Consider the following 20862-nt stretch of genomic DNA (forward strand, 5'->3'; position numbering starts at 1 on the left):
GTGTGGATCCCCGAGCTGCGGGCCGTGCGCGTCCCCGGGCCGCAGGCCGCCGAGTGCGAGGGTGGCGGGGCGCTTGACGGGGGCGGGCTGCCCGGGGACGCGCACGGCCCGCAGCTCGGGGATCCACACGGCCCCGTCGGCGGTCGCCCGGCAGACCGCGCCGGTGCGGGTGGCGAGGAGCTCCCCGGGCCGGCCGCGCAGGCCGTCCTCCGGGTGTCCGCCGTGCAGGTACCACCGGCCGCCGAGCAGCTCGTCGAGGACGCCGGGCCGGGAGTCGGCGGCCCGCAGCGTGCGCACGACCGTGTCGGTGGTGTCGCGCTGCCAGTCGATGCGCCGGTGCTCCTGCCGCATGGGCGGACGGGCGCGGCCGGTGTACTGCGGCCGGGGCGTGTACGTGCCGGAGGCGAAGCGGTCGACGGCGAGGACGACCGCGGCCAGCGCGGCGTCGGCGATCTCGCCGCGGTAGGCGTCGCTCTTGGCGACGGGCGGGAGCGGGCACTCGACGGACGCCCAGACGTCGCCGGCGTCCATCTCGGCCTCGGCCTGGAGGACGGTGACGGCCCACCGGGTCGCGCCGTCGCCGACGGCCCAGTCGAGGGAGGACGGCCCGCGGTCGCCCACCGGGCCGGGGTGGACCACGAGGCAGGTGTGCGCGGTGAAGACCTCTGGCGGGATGGCCGTCTTGAGCATGGGCGCCAGCACCAGGTCGGGCCGGTGCCGCGCGACGGCGTCGGCGAGGCGGGTGCCCGGCAGGGCGAGCTCGACCGCGACGCTGTGCCCGCGTTCGCGCAGTTCGGCGTGGACGCGCTGGGTGAGGCTGTTGAACGCGCTGGCGGCGAGGAGGATGTGCACGGGATCTCCCAAGCGTCCGGGCTCGGCGGCGGGCGGGCCGGCGGGGAACCGGCCGCCGCCGATCGTCCGCGACGGGCGCGCGACGGGCGGGGCGCCCTACGGCGGGTGTCACCCGGAAGTGGGCGGCCCGGCCCGCCACCTGGTGGAGGGCCGGGCCCGGACGGGAACGTGCGGGACGCGGAGGGAACGGGCGGGCCCCGGCGCCGGGCCGGGGCCGCCGGGGCCTGCCGCCGCCCGCCGGCCCGTCAGCAGCCGGGGGCGCCCGTTCCGCCGCGCTGCGGCAGGCTCAGGTTCGGCGCGGAGCTCGGCCACGTCAGGGACACGGTGTTCGTCGTCCCGTCCGCGTTGATCTGCACGATCGGCAGCGGCTTGCCGACCGGGTTGCCGTCGTCGCCGAAGGAGAGCCAGCCGCTCGCGCCCGGCAGCATCTGCGCGCAGTAGAACTGGTGGAGGATGCCCGTCAGCTGGCCCGGGTTGCGGACCCCCTCCCCCGCCCGCCGGACCGCGCTGATCGCGGCGGCCGTCGCGTCGTGCGTGAGCATGGCCTGGCCGCTGGCGAGGTGCGCCGGGTCGAAGCGGAGCGGGGCCGCGCCACTCCGGCCGGTGCCCGGCGCCTGCTTGGTGCACGGGTCGGGGCTGCCGGTGAACGCCGAACGGAACTGGTCGAAGTTCCGTTTCGCGTCCGTGCCGGGGCAGTCCTCGCCCCACTGCTGCGGGCTCGCCAGCGCCGTGTACGCCACCTCGACGCGTCCGGATTTGATCCCGTCGAGCACGGCCTCGTCGCGGATGGCCTGCGAGGCGTCGTCCCCGGCGATGATCCGGAGCTTGTCGATCCCGCACGGCGCGCCCTGCACCCAGGTCTGGACGAACGCGCCGAGGTCGCGGCCCCGCCCGGCGAAGTACACGGCCGACGGGGCGGCCTGGCAGAGATTGGCGTGCATCAGGTTGAACTGGTCGATCAGGTAGTTCCGGCGGCCGGAGTCGGCGGCCAGTTCGCGGGGCGAGGTGTACGGCAGGGTGGTGACGGTGCGGCCCGGCGCCTGGAAGCGGGTCTTGGCCTCCGCGGCCAGGGTGGCCGTGTAGTCGTCGCCGGCGACTCCGTCCGCGATGACGGCGAGGGAGGTGACGGCCTGGCTGAGCGTGCCCGCGTACTGGTTGGCGGCGATGACCGCGTGCGTGTTGGTGGGGGCGACGCGGAACATGTCGGGAATCGGCTTCGCGGGGTCGTCCGGATCGAGGTTCATCGAGTTCCCGGTGACCGTCGAGCCGATCACCGGGATGTGCAGCTCCTTCGAGATGGCCGCGGCGGCCCGCCGGGTCTCCTCGGTGGACTGGCCGAGGCCGACGACCGCCGCGATCCGCTCGGAGGCGGCGTGCTTCCCGACGCTGTCCACGGCCTGCCGCCAGGAGCCGTACCGGCTGCCCATGTTGGCCAGGTACAGCTTGATGCCGGGCCGACTGCCGTACGCAGCCGTGTTGTTGGCCCGCCACACTGCCGTCACTGCGCCCTCGATGTTGTGGTACAGCGACTCGTGGGTCAGCGTGTCCACGTCCACGACCGGCGACAGGTTCAGCATCAGGACGACGGCGGCCGACTCGCCCCGCACCGCGTCGTTGGCTGCACGGATCGTCTTCTCCAGCTCCCGCATGCGGGCCGGCTCGTCCTTGGTGAACGGGGTGCTCTCCAGGTTCACCCCGACGCAGGCGAGGGCGGGGCCCCGGCCCGCGGCCGTCATGCCCTTCCCGCAGGCCAGCTCCGGCGGGAAGAGCACCCCGTACGCGCGTATGCCGCCGAGGACGAGGCCGGCCGCGAGCAGGAGGGCGGCGGAGCCTGCGAGTACCGGGTGGCGGCGCCACCGGACGAAGCGGGGAATGCGTACACCTGCGGGCATGAGGACTCCTAGCGGTGCGTGCGTACGGTGCCCGGCGCGCATGAGCGCCGGTCGGGGCCGCGGCGGGCGGGTCAGGCGAACAGGGCGCCCGCCTGCTGGAGGGCGCTGACGTCGAGGAGGCGGGAGTTGTGCGCGAGGCGTTCGAAGCCCTCTTCGATCTGGGCGTCCCAGCGGCGGCTGCGCTCGGTGAGCGGGTCGTTGTACAGCCACAGCAGCGCCAGCAGCTTCGCCGTGGCCACGGCGACGACGTCCCGGCCGGACCGCTCGATGCCGGCGAGGAGGGCCGCGTACGCCTCGTGCGCGGGCCGCTCCTGGACCAGGCGGCAGGGTGCCGACGCGAGGTAGTCGAGGAGCCGCACCCACGCGCGGTGGTCGCGGTCGAAGCGGTTCGCGAGGGCTTCGGCGACGGGCGCGAAGTCGCCCAGGCACAGGTCGTAGAAGAGCTGCTGCTCCTCCCGGCCGGGCGCCGGGCCGCCGTGGGCGGCCGCGAGGGGGGCCAGGGCGTGGGACTGGCGGGTGAACACCTCCCGCCAAGGGTCGGGCGCGGCCCCCGGGGCCGGACCGGCGGGCTCGCCCGGACCGGCCGGTCCGGCGGGTCCGGCGGGTCCGGCGGGTCCGGCCGCGGACAGGGCGGTGAGGGCGCAGCGGCCCAGCCACGGGTGGAGGACGGCGGGCCGGTCGGCCTCGCCCCAGCCCACGTCCCGGATGAGGGACGGGCGGTGGAAGAAGGTGCTGACCCAGAGGTTGCGGCGGAGCAGCTCCAGGCTCCGCGGCAGGTCGGCTATCTCGGGCGGCACCCGGGGATCGTCCGCGGTGCGCATGTCCGCGAGGTAGGCGGCGGCCAGCACCGCGGGCGGCGGTGCGCTCCACGCGCCCCCGGGCACGGCCAGGCCCTCGGGCAGGCACTCCTCCAGGGCCCGCGACCACAGGGGTCTGCCGTCCGCGTCGACGGCGGCGGGCAGGGGTCTGTCGCGTTCGGCGGCGTCCGCGTCCGGGGACGCGGCGGCCCGCTGCTCCTGTACGGCGAGGACGGCGCCCCAGTGGCCGCCGGTCAGTGCGTGCACGACGGGCGCGGGGACGGGCGCGGCGAGCGGGGCCCCGTCGTCGGCGACGGCGGCGGCCTGCTCCTCGGGCATCGGGTCGAGCCACACGGGGTACCAGTAGTGCGCCGCCGAGGCGGCGTCCGGCGCGGCGCCCGCCCCGTCCTGCCGGGTCCACACCGTGCGGGTGGCCCCCGACAGCAGGGGGATGCGGCGCTGCGGGGTGTCGGGCAGCGGAGTGGTGCGCCAGGGCTCGCACCAGCGGGTCGTCCACTCGGGCTGCCACTGGTCGCAGGCGGCGAGGACGACGACCGGGTCGGCGGCGGCCGCCGCGCCCGGCTCGCTCTGCGCGTTGCGCAGCCGGGCGGCGAGGAACGCCGACAGGAAGCGCCGGCCCGCCGGGGTCTGCGCGCCGTCCACCAGCAGGACCCAGGCGTGGTCGTGCCGGCCGCGGGCCCGCTCGGAGTCGGGTACCTCGCAGGAGCACGCCGACCGCAGCGCCGGGTGGCGCTCGGCCTGGTCCTTGGCGTCGGCGAGGAACGCCGCCATCAGCGGCGCGACCACCGCGGACCGAGAGGCGGAGCTGAGCCGGATCAGGGCGTCCACGGAACCCGCCGACTCCGCCTCCGGGATGCCGACGTGCCAGCGCAGCGCATCGCGCAGGCCCCACCGCGCGGGGCCCTGGAGCAGCGAGCCGATCACGGGCCGGGCCCGCTCGCGTACGGCGGACGCCGTCTCGCGGGGCCCGGAGACCAGCGGGCTGAGGACGCCGGTGGCGACGACGTCCATCGTGGCGTCGACGGCCTCCTCCAGGCGCGAGGCGAACCGGCCGCCGCGGGTGTTGCGGGTGTACTGCTGGATCAGCCCGCGGATCTGGTCGGTGGCGCGGGCCCGGTCCGGCTCCAGTTCCTCGTTCAGCGCGAGCAGTCCGAGGGCGAAGCGGTGGAAGACCGGGCTGCGGCGCAGGGTGTCCCAGCCGCGCATCATCTGGAAGGCGGTCAGGGCGGCCGCGGACACCGGGTCGACGGGGTTCTCGTGGAAGTCGAGGTGGGCGTGCACCACCGTCGAGCCGCACCCCTGGGAAACGGCCCGCAGCAGGCTCGACTTGCCCGACCGGCGGGGTCCCAGCAGGGCGACCACCGGCTGCCGCCCGCCCGGATGGCGCCAGATCATGTTCCGGAGGAAGGCCTCCGCCCCCTCGGCACGGCCGAACCCCGCCGCAGCGCTCACCACTGACCGCCCCCCGACTGCTGTGAGATGGAACGCACCGACGACACGGAAGGTAACACCGGGGGGACGGGGAGCGACGGGGATCGGCGCAACCGTTGCAGGGCTGTGGGCCACTTGTTGCCGGTGCGGCACGGCCCGGCCGGCGGGCGCCGGGCGGACGATCTTCGGTCGTTATGCTGCAACCGCGCCGGCGGCACCCGCCCGCGCCAGGAACGACGACGCGATGTGCCGGGCCGCCGCGGGCGGCCGGAGAGGGAGCCCCCGATGGACGTGCAGCACTTCGAGCGGATCACCGCCTTCATCGAGGCGCGCCTGACGCCCCTGTTCGACGAGGCCACGGGGAGCGAGCGCGGCTTCGCGATGGACGACACCTCCCGGGCCCTGCGGGCGCTGCGCAACGCGGTGCTCGAGGCGTCGGCGGTCAGGGGCCTGATCGAGAAGCGGGAGACGGCCGACGCCGCGCTGCGCCGGGTCATCGACCAGTCGGTGGAGCACCACTGGGACGTCCTGCGCGGCATCGCCCGGCAGTGGGAGGACCACGCCGACTTCCTGCGGGAGTTCAAGCGCCACGCCTGGGAGCTCGACTCGGCGCCGGCCGCGGGCTGACCCCGCCGGCGGCGGGCCGTACGCGCGCCCGGCCGCGCGGCCGCCCGCGCGCGACAATGGGCGTGTGGGCCGGCTGCCGAGGGGCAGGAGGCGGAGATGAACGGCTCGGTCCCCGTCGGGCGGGTGGTCGGCGTTCCGCTGCGGATGCACTGGAGCGTGCCGCTGCTCGTGCTGCTCTTCGCCTACGGGCTCGGCCGCCGGACCCTGCCCGCCTGGACGCCCGGCCGGTCGGACGCCGTCTACACCGCGGCTGCGGCCGTCGGCGCGCTCGCCCTGGTGGCCAGCCTGCTGCTGCACGAGACGGCGCACGCCGCGGCCGCCCGGCGCAGGAAGATCGCCGTCGAGGACGTGACCCTGTGGGCGCTCGGCGGCATGACCCGGATGGGCCGGGCACCGACGGCCGGGGCGGCGTTCCTGGTGGCGGTGAGCGGGCCGCTGGTGAGCCTGCTGCTCGGGGGTGCGGCGTTCGGCGCCGGGGCCGGTCTGCAGGCCCTGGCCGGGTGGCAGGTCCCGGCGGCTGTCCTGGTGTGGCTGGGCTGGACGAACCTCTTCCTCGGCGTGTTCAACCTCCTGCCGGCCGCGCCGCTCGACGGGGGCCGCGTCCTGCAGGCGCTGCTGTGGTGGCGGACGGGCGACCGGGAGCGCGCCGAGCGGGCGGCGTCGCGCAGCGGGCAGGTCTTCGGCATGCTGCTCGCGGCCGGCGGGTGGGTCGCGTTCCTTCGGGGGGCGCCGGACGGTCTGTGGCTCGTCCTGATCGGCCTGTTCATGGCATTCGTCGCCGCAGCCGAGCGCCGGACCGCCGAGCTGCGCACCGCGCTGGAGGGGGTGCGCGTGGCCGACGCGATGACGAGCCCGGTGGCCGCGGCGGCGGACTGGCTGAGCGTGCGGCGGTTCATCGACGAGGTGGCGCTGGACGCGCGGCACTCCGTGCTGCCGCTGCACGACTTCGACGGCCGCCCCAGCGGGGTGGTGGAGGTGGCCCGGCTGGCGTCGGTGCCGCAGGAGCGGCGCGAGGAGCTGCGGGTGCGCGACGTGGCGAACCCGCTGGAGCGGTATGCGGTGGCCCCGCCGGACCTGCCGCTGGCGGAGGCGCTCGACCGGCTGCGCCCGGGCACCGGCCTGCCGGTGCTGGTGGTGGACGGCGGGCGGCTCGTCGGGATCGTGACGGCCTCGGACATCGCCCGGATGCAGCGCCGGCGCGCGCTGGGCGGCTGAGCCGCGCGGGCGGGCGCGTCCGGGATCACAATGGAGGGTGCGATGCCGTACGTAGCCGTCAGCGCCCTGAGCCACCCCGGCCTGATCCGCGACCACAACGAGGACAGCCTCGTCGTGGGACCGTGGACGATGTGCGCAGCCGCCGCCCGCACCCCGCAGACGTTCGTCTTCCCGCTCGGCGAGCCCGTCGTCGTGGCGGTGGCCGACGGCATCGGCGGCCAGCCGGCCGGCGAGGTGGCCAGCGCGCTCGTGGTGCGGCGGCTTTCGGCCCTCGGGCCGGCCCTGGACGGCGAGGAGGCGGTCCGCGAGGCCGTGGCCGGGTGCGACCGGGCGGTGTACGCGGCCGCGGACGGCGATCCGGGGCTGACGGCGATGGGAACGACCGTCGCGGGCGCGGTCGTCCTGGACGCGTCGCTGATCTCGTTCAACGTCGGCGACAGCCGGGTCTTCGACGCGACCGGGGAGGAGCTGCGGCTGGTGAGCGTGGACGACAACCCCCCGCTGCCCCCGGGGATGCGGACGTCGTCGGTGCTCACCCAGGCGATCGGCGGCGGGGGCGGGCCCGGCGGGATCCTCCCGCACGTCTCGGTGCGGCCGGTCGGCCCGGGGGCGCGCTACCTGGTGTGCTCGGACGGCCTGACCGATCCCGTCCCGGAGGACGAGGTCGCGGAGCTGCTGCGGGTCCACGACGACGGCGTGGCCGTCTTCGAGCTGTGGCGGGCCGCCATCGAGGCGGGCGGGCCGGACAACATCACGCTCGCCGTGGTGCGGATCGGCTCGTAGACCCGCGGGCCGCCCCGGCGGGCGGGCTCCCGGTCAGGGCCGGCGGCGGCCGCCCTTGGCTCCCTTGGCGGTCCGGGCGCCCTTGGCGGGTCCCGCTCCCCTGCCGCCCTTGGCCGTACCGCCCCTGCCGCCTCCGCTGTTCGCCGCGCCGCCCTTGCCGCCCTTGCCGCCGGAGGCTCCGCCGCGCGGGTCCCGTCCGGCCGCGGCCTTGCCGGCGGCGGCGCCCCGGCTGCCGCCCTTGGCGTCCCGGCTGCCCCGCTGCGGGCCGCGGGTGCTGTTGACGGTGCGGCCGCGGACGATGCCGATGAAGTGCTCGACCAGGTCGGGCGTGGGGTCGGCCTCGGGCCAGGAGAGCGCCACCCGGGAGGCGGGGGCGTCGGTGACCGGCCGGTACGTGAGGTCCTTGCGGTGGTGCAGGCGGGCCAGGGACTGGGGCACGACGAGTACGCCGATCCCGGCCGCGACGAGCTCGATCGCGTCGGCGGTGGTCGCCGGCCGCTCGAACGCGGGACGGCCGGGCAGGGCCTCCCAGTCGAGGGTGTCGTCGAGGGGGTGCAGGACGATCTCGTCGGCGAGGTCGGCGGTGGACACCTCGTCGACGGCGGCCACGAGGTGGTCCTTCGGGACCACGACGACCGTGGTCTCGGTGTACAGGGGGATCGCCGCGAGGCCGCCGCGGTCGGCGGGGATCCGGACGAGGCCCGCGTCCGCCCCGCCGTCACGGAGCGTGTCCGGCGCCTCGGCGGCGGAGACCTGCACGAGGGCCAGCGGGACGTCGGGCAGGCGCTCGTTCCAGATCCGCACCCACTTGCTGGGCGTCACTCCGGGGACGTACGCGAGCCGGAACGAGGGAGGTGCTTCCGAGCCTGTCACCCGCCCAGGTTACCGGGCGTGGTCAGGAGTAGCGCACACGCTCGATATTCTTGTCGCATGACGTCGCACAAGACCGCCCAGACCATGAAGCCCGCCACCGCGGCGAAGAAGCTGGGTGTGTACCTCGAGGCCACTCCCGCGGAATTCCGGGAGGGGGCCGTCTCCCGCAGCGAGCTGAACGCACTGCAGGCCGACCCGCCCCAGTGGCTCCAGGACCTGCGGCGGCTCGGCCCGCACCCGCGCCCGGTGGTGGCGGCCCGGCTCGGCATCTCCATCGCGGGGCTCGCCCGCGGCGGCGTCACGGAGGCGCTCACCACCGAGCAGATCGACGCCCTGAAGCAGGACAACCCCGAGTGGCTGCAGAAGGAGCGCGCCACGCAGGCGGAGGTCCGCAAGGAAGCGGTGCGGATCAAGGAGCGCAACGCCGAGCGCGAGGCGCGCCGGCAGGCCGGCGCCTGAGACGCGTCCGCCCCTCGCACACCGTGTGACCCGCCCGTGTGCCGAGGGGCGCCCGGTGCGCCGGAGCAGACCCGGCGCACCGGTGCACCGAGCCGGTTTCGGGCGGTTCCGGTGGAGATCCGCAGAATGGGCGACCTGCCGCACGGGCAGGCATTTCGTGTGATCTCGCAACTCATGGCATGGTTCCGCCCTGCCGCAACGACGGTGTTCACTGCCGACTTCACGTCCACCACCCAATGGGTCGCCGGCCGGTCCTGGGCCTATCCCAACGGCGGCCCAATCAACCCCGGCGACAACAAGCTCGACCACCTCGTCCCCGACCCCGCGTACAGCCGCAGCGGAACGTTTCGCGCGACCCGCCGTCCCGACGGCAAGTGGGACGCGGGACTGCTGACCACCGAGGGCAGCCGGGAGGGCTTCCAACTCCGCGCGGAGGACGTCCTGGAGGCCCGCGTCAGACTCCCGCGGGAACTCGGCGCCTGGCCGGCGATCTGGACCTGGCGGGACGGCGGCAACGAGGTCGACGTCTTCGAGTACCACCCCGACAACCCGGACCTCCTCGAACTCTCCAACCACGTCCGCGGCGGCGGCTCGCACTACTACCGCAACCCGGCCGTCGAGCCCGGCGGCTGGGTCGACCTGAAGGTCAGGTTCGGCGCCAGGTCGGTCGTCTGGTGGGTGAACGGCACCCGCGTGTACGCGGACCGCACCGGCGTCGGGCGGCGCTGGCGGGCGTACATCATCGTCAACCTGTCGGTGTGCGCGGGCCGTTACCACCCGGCGCCCGAGCCGGACGTCTCGGAGATGTCCTACGAGGTCGCCTACCTGCGCATCACACGCTAGCGGCGCGCGCGGCGGACCTGACGGACCCGCCGCCCGGGCCCACCCGTTCGACTGCCGGGTACGGCTGTTCACCGGAAGGCCGGAAGAAATTTCCTACCGACCGGTAGACATCCCTTGCGCTGGTGCGGATTCTGGCCGCGTACATGCCAAACCCCCATGTCGTGAGGAGCGCCCCCACATGCGCAGCACCCGTACCCGCAGCCGCATACGCACCCTCGGAACCGCAGCCGGCACGGCGGCCGCGACCGCCGCCCTTCTGCTGGCCCCCGCCGCGACCGCGTCGGCGGCGCCGGCGGCGGCGCCCGCCCCCGCCGCCGCACCGGCCGCCTCGACGACGTGGGCTCCCGGCGGCAACGCGGCCGTCCTCGGCATCGACTACGGCACGTGGAAGCGCGACGTCGCCGCCGTCGTCTCCGAGGCCCGCCCGTACGTCGAGCAGCGCCTCGCCCGCTCCCCCTCCGGCGAGCGCCCCGCGATCGTCCTGGACATCGACAACTCCTCGCTGGAGACGGACTTCCACTGGTTCTGGACGCTCCCGACGCCGGCCATCGCCGAGGTCCGCGACCTGACCCGGTACGCCCACGAGCACGGCGCCGCGATCTTCTTCGTCACCGCCCGCCCGGGCATCATCGGCTCGCTCACCGACTGGAACCTCAGGCAGGTGGGCTACCCGGTCTCGGGGCTGTACGTCCGGGACCTGCCCGACCTCTTCGAGGAGGTCAGCGCGTACAAGACCGAGCAGCGCGCCGAGATCGAATCGCGCGGGTACACGATCATCGCCAACATCGGCAACAAGCAGAGCGATCTGGTCGGCGGCCACGCGGAGCGCACCTTCAAGCTGCCGGACTACGGCGGCAAGCTGTCCTGACCGCCCGCGCGCGTCGGCGGGGCGTCGGGCCCGGGACGCCCACCCGGGCCGGCGCCCCCTCCCGTGCCGCTACCGCCGCAGCGGCGGCGCGGGCAGCGGGGCGCCGTCCCGGGCCAGTGCGGCGATCAGCAGCAGCGCCCCGGTCCAGCCGAGCGGCACCACCGCCGAGGGCCGGCCGGATCCGTTGACGGTCTCCGGGAGTTCGCCCAGCCCGTTGCGCTTGGACAGCACCCAGTCCAGCACCCGGTCCGCCTTGGCGCCCTCGCCGGTGTGCGCCCAGGCCACCGCGAAGAAGGAGGTGCTGGCGGTCCAGGCGTACGAACCCCAGCTGAAGCCGGGGTCGTTGCCCGGGGAGAGGCCCCCGTTGGGCAGCAGCAGGGCCCGGTGGGTGGAGTCCAGCGCCGCGGCCAGGCCGGGCGGGGCGTCGTTGACCGGCGGCGCCATGAACGCGGCGGCGCTGTCGCGGCCGTGCCGCCCGTCGGCGGTGCGCGGGTAGCCGCCCGGGGCGAAGGAGGCGGCGATGCCCGCCGAGAGCCTGCGTGCGGCGTCGGCCCAGCGGTCCCGGTCGCCGGTCTCGCCGAGGCCGGCGGCCAGGTCGGCGGCCGCGTTGAGGCCGGCGAGCAGCGGGGCCGCGGTGCCGATGTTGGGGCTGTCGGTGCCCAGTTCCCAGTAGTCCGGGGAGGCCGGCGGCAGCCCGTCCGCGCCGAGCGAGCCGGCGGCGTGGTCGGCGGCCTTGCGCACCATGGGGTACAGGGCGCGCAGCCGTGCCTCGCGGTCCGCGGCCGGGGCCTGCCGGTACCAGTGCCACGTCGCCCACGGCACCCAGCCGTTGCCGTCGAGCTGCCAGGGCCGGGCGTCGGGCGGGCCGCTGCCGTCGAGCCTGGTGCGGGCCTCCCAGGTGCCGTCCGGGCGCTGCGTGGCGGCGTCGTACCGCAGGATCCGGTACGCCTCCTCGTCGTGGCCGGTCGCTGCGAACGCGACGGCGGCGAACGCCCCGTCGCGCGGCCAGGAGTACTCCCAGGCGGGCGCCCAGCCCGCGGCGAAGGCGCCGTTCGGCCGGAGCAGCGCGCGCAGTGAGAGCAGGGCGCGCTCCGCGGCGGCCTGCCGGGGCGTGCCGGCGCCGGGGACGCGGCCGGAGGCGAGCCAGGCGCGGCTCTCCTCGATCTGCGCGCGGGCTCCGGGGTCCTCGGCGGGGACGACGACCGAGGCGGTCGCCCCGTCGGGCAGGTGCCGCCACCGGCCGGACGGCAGGCGGAGCACGTTGCTGCCGTCGACGTAGGAGGCGCCGACCGCGAAGGAGGGGGCCACGGCCTCGACGGCGGTGCCGTTGGAGAGCAGGCCGGCGGTACGGGCGGCGAGGGCGGTGGCCGGCACGTAGCAGGGCTCCGTCTCGCCGCAGCGCTCGCTGCCGGAGGGGTTCACGTGGAAGGCGAGCCGGGTGGGGTCGGCGTGCCAGCCGCCCCAGTAGGCCCGGTCGTGGTTCCAGCTGGTGAGGGAGCCGGGGACGGCGTTCTTGGTGCCGTACCAGGCGATGTTGCCGCTCTCGGCGGTCGTCGCCTGGAGGTGCAGGTGGTAGGTGGTGCCGGGGGTGACGTCCGCGGTGAGGGGGAACTCCAGCCATCCGGCGCCCGCCCCGCCCAGCGAGGCGAGGGTGACGGTCCGGGAGGCGAGCGCGGACGCGGGGTCGGCCCTGTCGCGGCGGATCTGCGCGGTGATGCTGCCGGTGGCGGCCGCACTGGCCACGTAGACGCTCACGCGGGTGACACGGCTGCTGTCGACGGTGAACTCCTGGGCGGCCGCGTGGTCGGGGGACTTCACCCCGAACAGGGCGGTCGGGTGCAGGGGCTGCCCGTCGTACGGGGCCGCCGCGGCGCCGGGCGCCTGCCCGGCGGCGGCAGGACCCGGGCGGGCCGGGGACGGCAGGGCCTGCGGCGCGGCGGACGGTGCCGCGGCGAGCACGGCGGACAGCACGGCGGGGAGCACGCCCGTCGCGAACGGCATAGGGTGCGGCCCTTCTGTCGGGGGGTGGGGCGGGCCCCCACTGTGCACGTCCCGAGCGGCGCCGCCGGGCCGCCGCGGCGTGTTCCACCCGAGCGGGCGGTGATTCCATCCGATGGTGTGACACCCGCCGCCGGCCGCCGGCCGGGGCGGCACGTCCGGCCGCCCTGGATGGCGCACGTCACATGATCACGGGGCGCCCGGCTGTCACGAACGGCCGGGCCGCCCAATCCGGAGTGTGGAGAGGCGCCGCGACGCGAACACGCCAGCGGCGCGGGCAACCGTGCGAGCGCGGCACGGCCGGGGCCGGAGACCCCGGTGCCGCGGAGGAGGCAGAGAACGATGAAGGTGCTGCTGGCCGGTGCGACCGGGGCGATCGGCCGCCCCCTGACCCGCCTGCTGCTCGCGGACGGGCACGACGTGCTGGCGCTGGCCCGGTCCGAGTCAGCGGCGCGGCGCGTCCGCGACCTCGGGGCCGAGCCGGTGCACGCCGACGCCCTCGACCGCGAGGGCCTGCTGCGCGCGGTCGAGGGCCGCACCGCCGACGCGGTGGTCCACCAGCTGACCGCGCTGAAGGCGCCGAAGCGGACCCTGACCGCCGACGACCCGTCGAACGTGCTGCGCGCGGCGGGCACCGACCACCTGCTGGAGGCGGCCGGCGTGCTCGGCGCCACCCGCTTCGTGGCGCAGTCCCTGGTCACCGGCTACGGCTACGGCGACCACGGCGACCGGATGCTGACCGAGCACGACCCGTTCGGCGTGCTCCGCGGCACGGTCTCCGACCACGTCGTCGACGGGCTCACCGCCGTCGAGAGCCGCGTGTTCGCCGCCCGGCACGTCGCCGGCACGGCCCTGCGGTACGGCGTCTTCCACGGGCCGGGCACCTGGTTCGACCCGGACCCGGCGAGCGGAACCGTCCCCGTACCGGTGGGCGGAGGAGGTGTCATGTCCTGGGTGCACGTCGAGGACGCCGCCGCCGCGACGGTGGCCGCGCTGGAACACGGGGGCGCGGGAGAGGCGTACAACATCGTCGACGACGCGCCCGGCACCTGGGGCGGGGCCGCCGCCCTCGCGCGCGGCGGCCGGCGCTCGCTGCGGCTGCCGGGGTGGCTGCTGCGCCGCGCGGTCCCGTATCTGGGCGACCTGATGCTCGACACGACGCTGCGCGTCTCGCACGCCAAGGCGACGGCGCAGCTCGGCTGGACGCCCCGGCGGCCGGGGCCGGGCGCGGGCCGGGCCCGCTGAGGATGCCTGCCCGCCGGGGGGCGTGCCCGCCGAGGGGGCGTACCCGCACGGCCGTTCCCCGGTGCCGGAGCGGCGGCGGAGGGAACCGGCCGGCCGCCGGAGCAGTCCTCAGGGGTGGTTGCGATCATGCCGGCGGGAGCCGGCGCGGACAGGAGGAGCACCACCCATGACGATTCACCGGCCGGGGCGACCCGGGGACCTGCCCGCGGCGGAGGCGCTGTGGGCGCGGTGGGCGCTGGCCGCCGTCCTGCAGGCGTCGACCGAGGACGAGGGCCGCGGCGTCCACCGCTCCGGCACCTGGGTCGACGCCGAGGGCCTGCACCTCGACGACGGCGGCTGCACCTGGTGGACGTACCGTCCGCTGGGCGGCGGGCGCTACGCGCTGTACGGCGAGGACGAGTCGAGCGGCGTGAAGTGGCACGAGCCGGCCGTGGACATGCTGGCCGGCGCCCCCGACTGGCTGCCCCGCGCCACGCTGGACGACCTGCTGGAGGGAGCGCAGCTGGGCTGCGTGTACTGGTACGAGGCCGGCGCCTGGGCCCGCGCTCCGTATCCGGAGACGCTGGAGGACGACGGCCTGGACTGCGGCATCGGGCGGTTCGCCGGCGAGGAGATCCGCTGGGAGCTGGGCGTGGCGCGCGCCGTCGGGGAGGAGCTGCTGGCCGCGGCGGAGGGCTACCGGCTCCGGCCGGAGGACCTGGAGCGGCTGGTCGAGCGGACGCAGAGCCCGCACGACGACGGCTGGGACCTGCCGGCGATGCTGCGGGCGCTGGAGCTGTCCGGGATCGGTGCCGGGGCCGCCGCCTCGTAGCGCCCGCGGTCCGGCCGGTGCGTCAAAGTTGAGAAGTGTTCACCTTTCCGTTGACAGGGCGGCCCCTCGCGGCGAACAGTCGGTGCAGCACCGCCCGCGCCACGCACGCGCGCACCGCCCCGGCGGCCCCTGCGACCGAAGTGAGCCCCGCATGACCGCACGCCTGCCCGGCCCCCCGCCCGCACCGCTCCCGGAGTTCCCCTCCGACTTCCTGTGGGGCGTTTCGGCCTCCGCCTTCCAGGTGGAGGGGGCGACGACCGCGGACGGCCGCGGCCCCTCCGTCTGGGACGCCTTCACGCGTCGGCCGGGCAGCATCAAGGACGGCACCCTCGCGGAGACGGCCTGCGGGCACTACGAGCGCTACCGCGAGGACGTGGCCCTCATGGCCGGACTCGGCGTCGGCGCCTACCGGTTCTCGATCTCCTGGCCGCGGGTCGTGCCCGACGGCCGCGGCCGCGTCGAGGAGGCCGGGCTGGACTTCTACGACCGGCTCGTCGACGAGCTGTGCGCCCGCGGCATCGCGCCCGCCCCCACGCTCTTCCACTGGGACACCCCGCTGGCGCTGGAGGAGCGCGGCGGATGGCTGAACCGGGACACCGCCGAGCGGTTCGCCGCGTACACCTCGGTGGTCGCCGAGCGGCTGGCCGACCGGGTCCCGATGTGGATCACCGTCAACGAGCCCGCCGAGGTCACGCTCCTCGGCTACGGCATCGGGGAGCACGCGCCGGGCAGGCGCCTCCTCTTCGACGCCCTCCCGGCGGCCCACCACCAGCTGCTGGCCCACGGCCTCGGCGTGCAGGCGCTGCGCGCGGCCGGGGCGCGGCGGATCGGCATCGCCGCCTCGCACAGCCCGGTGTGGGCGGCGGGGGACGGCGAGGAGGACCGGGCGGCGGCCGATCTGTACGACCTGCTGACGAACCGGATGTTCGCCGACCCGGTCCTGACCGGCAGCTACCCCGACGAGGGCCTGGCCTCGATGATGCCGGGCCCGGTCGCGGAGGACCTGCGGACGATCTCGGCCCCGCTGGACTGGTACGGCGTCAACTACTACAGCCCGGTCCGCGTAGGGGCCCCGCGGCCGGCACAAGCCCCTTCGGCGGGAGGCAGTTCCTGCGCCGGCATCGAGCTGCCGCCCGAACTGCCTTTCTCGATACAGCAGATCGAGGGGTATGAGCGGACCGACTTCGGCTGGCCGGTGGTCCCGGACGGCCTGCGGGAGCTGCTCACCGGCATGCACCGCCGCTACGGCGACCGCCTGCCGCCGCTGTACGTCACGGAGAACGGCTGCTCGTACGGGGACGGGCCCGATCCGGTGACCGGGCGGGTGGCGGACGCCCGCCGGATCGCGTACCACGACGGCCATCTGCGGGCCCTGCACCGGGCGATGGAGGAGGGGGTCGACGTCCGCGGGTACTTCGTGTGGTCGATCCTCGACAACTTCGAGTGGGCGGAGGGCCACCGGCAGCGGTTCGGCCTCGTCCACGTCGACTACGCGACGCTGCGCCGGACCCCGAAGGACTCGTACGCCTGGTACCGCGGGGTGGTCAGACGCGGGGCGTGACGGGGCGGACCCGTGGCGGCGCTCCCGCGGGGCGGCGCGCGGGGACGCCGCCGGACGGGCGGAGGCGGTGCCGCCGAAGCCTGGCGGCACCGCCTCCCCACCGCGTCAGGAGTTGACGCAGACGTTCCCGGCCGTCGGGTTCAGCGCACCGATCAGGTTGATGCTGTTGCCGCACAGGTTGATCGGGATGTGGATCGGGATCTGGACCACGTTGCCCGAGAGAATGCCCGGCGAGCCGATGGCCGCGCCGTTGGCCGTGCTGTCCGCGACGGCGGTTCCGACCCCGCCGAGCGTGGCGCAGACGGCCAGGCAGGCTGCCGCGGCCATGGTGCGGATCTTCATGTGGGTCTCCCATCGAGTGAGCGGGTGTGCGCGGCCCATCCCATACCAATCCGCCGCGCACCAGCCCGATTCACCCGGCCGTGGGCCGTGTCCGGATCCATGGGCACGAGCGTGCGGGTGGGACACGGGTGTCTGGTGAGGGGCGGCGGACGATATGTAATGTCACACCGCATGATGTCCTTACGGCGTGCCGCGTCCGCCGCGGCCCTCCTCGCCACCCTCGCCTCCACGGCAGTTGCCGCCCCCGCCCACGCGGACGGCTCCGCGACCTCCTGCCGCACCGCCCCCGCCGCGCCCCCGGACGCCGAACAGGCCCGGCTCGCCGACCCCCGCACCGCCGCCCTCGTCGAAGGCGGCGGCCTCGGCGCCTTCGTGGCCCGCTTCCCCGCCGCACTGTGCTCCGCGCGCGGCCCCGAGGAGGCCGGCCGGCTGCTCGACAGCTGGGGAACCGCCCTGTGGGAGGCGGCAGTCCACCGCGCGCAGGGACGTCGGTCCGGCGGCGCCCTCGCCGCCGGCGACGACCGCCCGCTGTACTGGGCGCGCGTCGCCATGACGGCGCAACTGGCCCGGTGGCAGCCGGGGTTCGCGGTCGACCGGGCTGCGCTGCGCACCCGCTTCGAGGACGCCTCGCGCGGACTCGCCGGCAACGCCTTCCGCAGCGCACCGGGCGTACGGCGCGTGTTCGTCAGCGGCTTCGACCCCTTCGGGCTCGACGGGGAGATACGCCGCGCCAACCCCTCCGGTTCGGCCGCCCTCCGCCTCAACGGCCGCCGCATCACCCTCGCCGACGGAAGCACCGCCGAGGTGCGCGCCGTCGTACTCCCCGTCCGCTACGCCGACTTCGACGCCGGCATCGTCGAGCGCGCCTTCGCGCCGCGCCTGAGCGGCGGCCCCGGCACGGCCGACGTCATCACCACCGTCAGCCAGGGCTACCCGGGCGAGTTCACGCTTGAAGACTGGGCGGGCCGCAACCGCTCCGCCGACCCGTACCCCGACAACACCCGCTCCCTGTCGGGCGGAACGCGCGAGCACCCGGTGACCGCCCCCGGCCTCGGCCCGGGCCCCGAGTTCATCCGCACCACCCTCCCCGCCGGCGCCGTCACGGCGGCCGTGCAGAGCCCGTACCCGGTCCGGCTCAACCCGTCCGTCACCGAGATCCCCGCGGGCGCCACCGCCCCCGTGGACCGCACCGACGGGCCCACCCCGGGCTCCCGGGCCGTCGCCGGCGGAGGCGGCGGCTACCTGTCCAACGAAGTGGCCTACCGCAGCAACCGGTTGCGCGGCGTGCTGCGCCCGCACGTGCCGGGCGGCCACCTGCACACCCCCGTGCTGACCGGACTGCCCGCCGACCCGCAGGTGCTGACGGGACCCGAGTTCGAGGCCAACGAGACCGCCATCGCCGACGAGGTCCGCACCGTCCTCGAACACGCCGCCGCACCCCGCTGAACCGGGCCGCCGCCGCCCGCCCGTCAAGGACCGCCATCCGACGCGCCCACCTGCGGGTGAAGCACCTGTGGGCGGGCAGCGGCCGGTGCCGCCGAGCCGGAACACTGTCGCACCTCAGACGATCGGCACACCCCACGGAAAGCGGACGCCATGGCGAACGGCACGGTCCTGCTGGCACTGCGTGAGAACCCCCTGGGCGGCGGCGTCAGCGCCGAGCAGATCCGCCGCATCGGCAAGGAGTTGGAGAACGAGGGTCTGGAGCTGCGGTGGGCGGCCACCGCCGCCGACGCCCGGGCCGCACTCCGTACGGAGGCGGGCCTGTGCGCCGCCGTCGTCGCCTGGGACCTGCCGGGAGGGGCGGGCGCCCCCGCCGAGGCGGGCGGCGGGGGCGAGGTGCTGCGCCACATCGGGCGCCGCTTCAAGGACCTGCCGGTCTTCCTCGTCATGGCCGACGAGTCCGACCAGGACCTGGAGCGGCTGCCGCTGTGGGTCTCCGAGACCGTCGTCGGCTACATCTGGCCGCTGGAGGACACGCCGTCCTTCATCGCCGGACGCATCGGCACCGCCGCCCGGAACTACCACCGCGACCTGCTGCCCCCGTTCTTCAAGGCCCTGCGCCGCTTCGACGACGCGCACGAGTACTCCTGGCACACCCCGGCCCACTCCGGCGGCGTCGCCTTCCTCAAGTCCCCCGCAGGCCGTGCGTTCTTCGACTACTACGGCGAGCGCCTCTTCCGCAGCGACCTGTCCATCTCCGTCGGGGAGCTGGGGTCGCTCTTCGAGCACAACGGGCCGATCGGCGAGGCCGAGCGGAACGCCGCCCGCGTCTTCGGCGCCGACCGCACCTACTTCGTCCTGCACGGCGACTCCACCGCGGACCGCATGGTCGGCCACTACAGCGTCACCTCGGACGAGATCGCGCTCGTCGACCGCAACTGCCACAAGTCCGTCCTGCACGGCCTGGTCATCTCCGGCGCCCGCCCCGTCTACCTGGTGCCGACCCGGAACGGCTACGGGCTGGCCGGGCCCCTCCCGCCGGCCGAGACCGACGCGGCGGCCGTCGCCGCGCGGATCGCCGCGAACCCGCTCGCCGCCGGGGCGCTCTCGCGGGACGCGCAGTACGCGGTGCTGACGAACTCCACGTACGACGGGCTGTGCTACGACACGGTCGCGGCCGCCCGCGCCCTCGCCCCGAGCACGCCGCGCCTCCACTTCGACGAGGCCTGGTTCGCGTACGCCCGCTTCCACCCCCTGTACGCCGGCCGGTACGGCATGGCCGTCGGCCCGGACACGTTCCCGGACGCCGCCGAAGGGCCGCAGCGGCCCACGGTGTTCGCGACGCAGTCGACCCACAAGCTGCTGGCGGCGCTGTCGCAGTGCGCGATGGTGCACGTGCGGTCGGCGCCGCGGGCGCCCGTCGAACACGAGCGGTTCAACGAGGCGTTCATGATGCACGGAACGACGTCCCCGCTGTACCCGGCGATCGCCTCGCTGGACGTGGCGGCGGCGATGATGGACGGGCCGCAGGGGCAGTGGCTGGTCGACGAGGCGGTGACCGAGGCGATCCGGTTCCGGCAGGCCGTGGTGCGCACCGGGCGGCGGATCGCGGCCGCCGGGGACCGGCCCGACTGGTTCTTCGGCGTCTGGCAGCCGGACACCGTCGCCGACCCGGCGACCGGCGAGCGCCTGCCGTTCGCCGAGGCCCCGGCCGCGCTGCTGAGCCGCGAGCCGGGCTGCTGGCACCTGGAGCCCGGCGCCGCCTGGCACGGCTTCCGCAACCTGACCGAGGGCTACTGCCTGCTCGACCCCGTCAAGGTGACCCTGACCTGCCCGGGCGTCACCGCAACCGGGGAGACGCAGGAGTGGGGCATCCCCGCCCGCGTCCTCACCGCGTACCTGGCGGCCCGCGGCATCGTCGTGGAGAAGACCGACAGCTACACCGCGCTGGTGCTGTTCTCCATGGGCATCACCAAGGGCAAGTGGGGCACCCTGATGGACGCCCTCATGGACTTCAAGGCGCTCTACGACGCGGACGCCCCGCTCGACCGCGTCCTGCCGGGCCTGGTCGAGCAGTTCCCGCGGCGCTACGCGGGCACCACCCTGCGCGGCCTGTGCACCCGCATGCACGAGCACCTGACGCACGCCGAGCTGATCACCGCCCTGGACGCCGCCTTCCAGGAGCTGCCCGAGCCGGTCGCCCCGCCCCGTGCGTGCTACCAGCAGCTCATCCGCGGCGGCACCGAGCGCATCCGGCTGGCCGACGCCGCGAACCGGGTGGCGGCAGCCATGGTGACGGTGACCCCGCCCGGCATCCCGGTCCTGATGCCCGGCGAGTCGACCGGCTCCGAAACCGGCCCCCTGCTCCGCTACCTCCGCGCCCTGGAATCCTTCGACCGCACCTTCCCGGGCTTCCACAGCGAGGCCCACGGGGTGACGATCGACCCGGAAACGGGCGACTACCGGATCGAATGCCTGCGCGAACGGCCCTGACGGGCACCCACTGAAGGGAGGCGCTCCACCGGGTGTCCGGCGGGGCGCCTCCCTGCAATACCGCAGGGCCGACGGCGCGCTACGGGACGTTCGTGGTGGTTTCGCAGGACAGGGCCACGTCCGAGCCGCCCCTGCCGTCGCAGGAGTCGGTCGCCTCGTCGCCGCCGTCCATGACGTCGTTGCCGCCCGAGGCGCTGGCGCCGAAGGCGATGCTGTCGCCGCCCAGCCGGTCGTCGCCCGGGCCGCCGAACACGATGTCGTTGCCGCCGCCCTCCACGTCCTTCCTGGTGCCGATCAGGTCGCCGCGT

General features: G+C 75.7%; 16 protein-coding genes and 2 pseudogenes. 11 read left to right on the forward strand and 7 right to left on the reverse strand.

Annotated features, from left to right (window positions below; genetic code table 11):
* The 3 genes and pseudogenes from EF903_RS11875 to EF903_RS11885 all read right to left on the reverse strand — a co-directional run.
* Positions 1–852: pseudogene (locus EF903_RS11875) on the reverse strand (hydrogenase maturation protein); the annotation flags it as partial.
* Between the two features lie 245 nt (positions 853–1097).
* Positions 1098–2744 carry an ABC transporter substrate-binding protein gene (locus tag EF903_RS11880; RefSeq protein ID WP_125543172.1) on the reverse strand — a complete coding sequence of 549 codons (1647 nt, stop codon included), beginning with the start codon at positions 2742–2744 and terminating at the stop codon, positions 1098–1100.
* Positions 2745–2815: 71 nt separating this feature from the next.
* Positions 2816–4957 carry an ATP-binding protein gene (locus EF903_RS11885; RefSeq protein WP_125543173.1) on the reverse strand — a complete coding sequence of 714 codons (2142 nt, stop codon included), beginning with the start codon at positions 4955–4957 and terminating at the stop codon, positions 2816–2818.
* Positions 4958–5278: 321 nt separating this feature from the next.
* On the opposite strand from EF903_RS11885, the gene EF903_RS11890 reads away from it, so the two are divergent.
* The 3 genes from EF903_RS11890 to EF903_RS11900 all read left to right on the forward strand — a co-directional run bounded on the left by EF903_RS11890 (position 5279) and on the right by EF903_RS11900 (position 7618).
* Positions 5279–5620, forward strand: coding sequence for a hypothetical protein (locus tag EF903_RS11890; RefSeq protein ID WP_125543174.1), 342 nt, complete (start codon positions 5279–5281; stop codon positions 5618–5620).
* A 96-nt stretch (positions 5621–5716) separates the two neighbouring features.
* Positions 5717–6835 (forward strand): site-2 protease family protein, encoded by a 1119-nt coding sequence (locus tag EF903_RS11895; protein WP_125543175.1) that lies wholly within the window; start codon positions 5717–5719, stop codon positions 6833–6835.
* Positions 6836–6877: 42 nt separating this feature from the next.
* The gene (locus EF903_RS11900) at positions 6878–7618 is read left to right on the forward strand and encodes a PP2C family serine/threonine-protein phosphatase (RefSeq protein WP_125543176.1); all 741 of its coding nucleotides are present in this window, start codon (positions 6878–6880) and stop codon (positions 7616–7618) included.
* A gap of 33 nt (positions 7619–7651) precedes the next feature.
* Here the strand turns inward: EF903_RS11900 and EF903_RS11905 are convergent, their stop codons facing one another.
* Entirely contained in the window at positions 7652–8491 is an 840-nt protein-coding gene (locus EF903_RS11905) for a LysR family transcriptional regulator substrate-binding protein (RefSeq protein WP_125543177.1), read from the reverse strand.
* A 57-nt stretch (positions 8492–8548) separates the two neighbouring features.
* Here EF903_RS11905 and EF903_RS11910 point away from each other — a divergent pair, with 57 nt between their 5' ends.
* The 3 genes from EF903_RS11910 to EF903_RS11920 all read left to right on the forward strand — a co-directional run bounded on the left by EF903_RS11910 (position 8549) and on the right by EF903_RS11920 (position 10661).
* A complete protein-coding gene (locus EF903_RS11910; RefSeq protein ID WP_125543178.1) occupies positions 8549–8950 on the forward strand; it encodes a DUF5997 family protein in 402 nt (133 codons plus the stop codon).
* Positions 8951–9124: 174 nt separating this feature from the next.
* Positions 9125–9793 (forward strand): family 16 glycosylhydrolase, encoded by a 669-nt coding sequence (locus EF903_RS11915; RefSeq protein WP_125543179.1) that lies wholly within the window; start codon positions 9125–9127, stop codon positions 9791–9793.
* A 178-nt stretch (positions 9794–9971) separates the two neighbouring features.
* On the forward strand, positions 9972–10661 hold the full coding sequence (locus tag EF903_RS11920) for an HAD family acid phosphatase (protein ID WP_125543180.1): 690 nt from the start codon (positions 9972–9974) through the stop codon (positions 10659–10661).
* 69 nt (positions 10662–10730) lie between these two features.
* On the opposite strand, the gene EF903_RS11925 is transcribed toward EF903_RS11920, so the two are convergent.
* Positions 10731–12662: a choice-of-anchor R domain-containing protein gene (locus EF903_RS11925; RefSeq protein WP_125543181.1), complete on the reverse strand. Its 1932-nt coding sequence runs from the start codon at positions 12660–12662 to the stop codon at positions 10731–10733.
* Between the two features lie 339 nt (positions 12663–13001).
* Between EF903_RS11925 and EF903_RS11930 the strand changes: the two genes are divergently transcribed.
* The 3 genes from EF903_RS11930 to EF903_RS11940 all read left to right on the forward strand — a co-directional run bounded on the left by EF903_RS11930 (position 13002) and on the right by EF903_RS11940 (position 16276).
* Positions 13002–13904 (forward strand): NAD(P)-dependent oxidoreductase, encoded by a 903-nt coding sequence (locus EF903_RS11930; protein WP_125543182.1) that lies wholly within the window; start codon positions 13002–13004, stop codon positions 13902–13904.
* Positions 13905–14070: 166 nt separating this feature from the next.
* Positions 14071–14715 carry a hypothetical protein gene (locus EF903_RS11935; RefSeq protein WP_125543183.1) on the forward strand — a complete coding sequence of 215 codons (645 nt, stop codon included), beginning with the start codon at positions 14071–14073 and terminating at the stop codon, positions 14713–14715.
* 151 nt (positions 14716–14866) lie between these two features.
* Positions 14867–16276: a GH1 family beta-glucosidase gene (locus tag EF903_RS11940; RefSeq protein WP_125543184.1), complete on the forward strand. Its 1410-nt coding sequence runs from the start codon at positions 14867–14869 to the stop codon at positions 16274–16276.
* 105 nt (positions 16277–16381) lie between these two features.
* Here EF903_RS11940 and EF903_RS11945 read toward each other — a convergent pair whose 3' ends face one another.
* On the reverse strand, positions 16382–16603 hold the full coding sequence (locus EF903_RS11945; RefSeq protein ID WP_260615103.1) for a chaplin: 222 nt from the start codon (positions 16601–16603) through the stop codon (positions 16382–16384).
* A 186-nt stretch (positions 16604–16789) separates the two neighbouring features.
* On the opposite strand from EF903_RS11945, the gene EF903_RS11950 reads away from it, so the two are divergent.
* Together EF903_RS11950 and EF903_RS11955 are read left to right on the forward strand one after the other, a co-directional pair.
* The gene (locus tag EF903_RS11950; RefSeq protein ID WP_125543186.1) at positions 16790–18064 is read left to right on the forward strand and encodes a pyroglutamyl peptidase; all 1275 of its coding nucleotides are present in this window, start codon (positions 16790–16792) and stop codon (positions 18062–18064) included.
* A gap of 150 nt (positions 18065–18214) precedes the next feature.
* Complete coding sequence (locus EF903_RS11955) at positions 18215–20554, forward strand: Orn/Lys/Arg decarboxylase N-terminal domain-containing protein (RefSeq protein ID WP_125543187.1); 2340 nt, start codon at positions 18215–18217, stop codon at positions 20552–20554.
* A gap of 79 nt (positions 20555–20633) precedes the next feature.
* Here the strand turns inward: EF903_RS11955 and EF903_RS33980 are convergent.
* Positions 20634–20862, reverse strand: a pseudogene (locus EF903_RS33980) (hypothetical protein); the annotation flags it as partial.

The sequence above is a fragment of the Streptomyces sp. WAC05292 genome (assembly GCF_003949955.1).
In the GTDB taxonomy this organism is placed as follows: Bacteria; Actinomycetota; Actinomycetes; order Streptomycetales; family Streptomycetaceae; genus Streptomyces; species Streptomyces globosus.

Coding starts and splice junctions, on each gene's coding strand:
- EF903_RS11880 (WP_125543172.1), bottom strand. CDS start 2,744: ATGCCCGCAGGTGTACGCATTCCCCGCTTCGTCCGGTGGCGCCGCCAC.
- EF903_RS11885 (WP_125543173.1), bottom strand. CDS start 4,957: ATGATCTGGCGCCATCCGGGCGGGCGGCAGCCGGTGGTCGCCCTGCTG.
- EF903_RS11890 (WP_125543174.1), top strand. CDS start 5,279: ATGGACGTGCAGCACTTCGAGCGGATCACCGCCTTCATCGAGGCGCGC.
- EF903_RS11895 (WP_125543175.1), top strand. CDS start 5,717: ATGAACGGCTCGGTCCCCGTCGGGCGGGTGGTCGGCGTTCCGCTGCGG.
- EF903_RS11900 (WP_125543176.1), top strand. CDS start 6,878: ATGCCGTACGTAGCCGTCAGCGCCCTGAGCCACCCCGGCCTGATCCGC.
- EF903_RS11910 (WP_125543178.1), top strand. CDS start 8,549: ATGACGTCGCACAAGACCGCCCAGACCATGAAGCCCGCCACCGCGGCG.
- EF903_RS11915 (WP_125543179.1), top strand. CDS start 9,125: ATGGCATGGTTCCGCCCTGCCGCAACGACGGTGTTCACTGCCGACTTC.
- EF903_RS11920 (WP_125543180.1), top strand. CDS start 9,972: ATGCGCAGCACCCGTACCCGCAGCCGCATACGCACCCTCGGAACCGCA.
- EF903_RS11925 (WP_125543181.1), bottom strand. CDS start 12,662: ATGCCGTTCGCGACGGGCGTGCTCCCCGCCGTGCTGTCCGCCGTGCTC.
- EF903_RS11930 (WP_125543182.1), top strand. CDS start 13,002: ATGAAGGTGCTGCTGGCCGGTGCGACCGGGGCGATCGGCCGCCCCCTG.
- EF903_RS11935 (WP_125543183.1), top strand. CDS start 14,071: ATGACGATTCACCGGCCGGGGCGACCCGGGGACCTGCCCGCGGCGGAG.
- EF903_RS11940 (WP_125543184.1), top strand. CDS start 14,867: ATGACCGCACGCCTGCCCGGCCCCCCGCCCGCACCGCTCCCGGAGTTC.
- EF903_RS11945 (WP_260615103.1), bottom strand. CDS start 16,603: ATGGCCGCGGCAGCCTGCCTGGCCGTCTGCGCCACGCTCGGCGGGGTC.
- EF903_RS11950 (WP_125543186.1), top strand. CDS start 16,790: ATGATGTCCTTACGGCGTGCCGCGTCCGCCGCGGCCCTCCTCGCCACC.
- EF903_RS11955 (WP_125543187.1), top strand. CDS start 18,215: ATGGCGAACGGCACGGTCCTGCTGGCACTGCGTGAGAACCCCCTGGGC.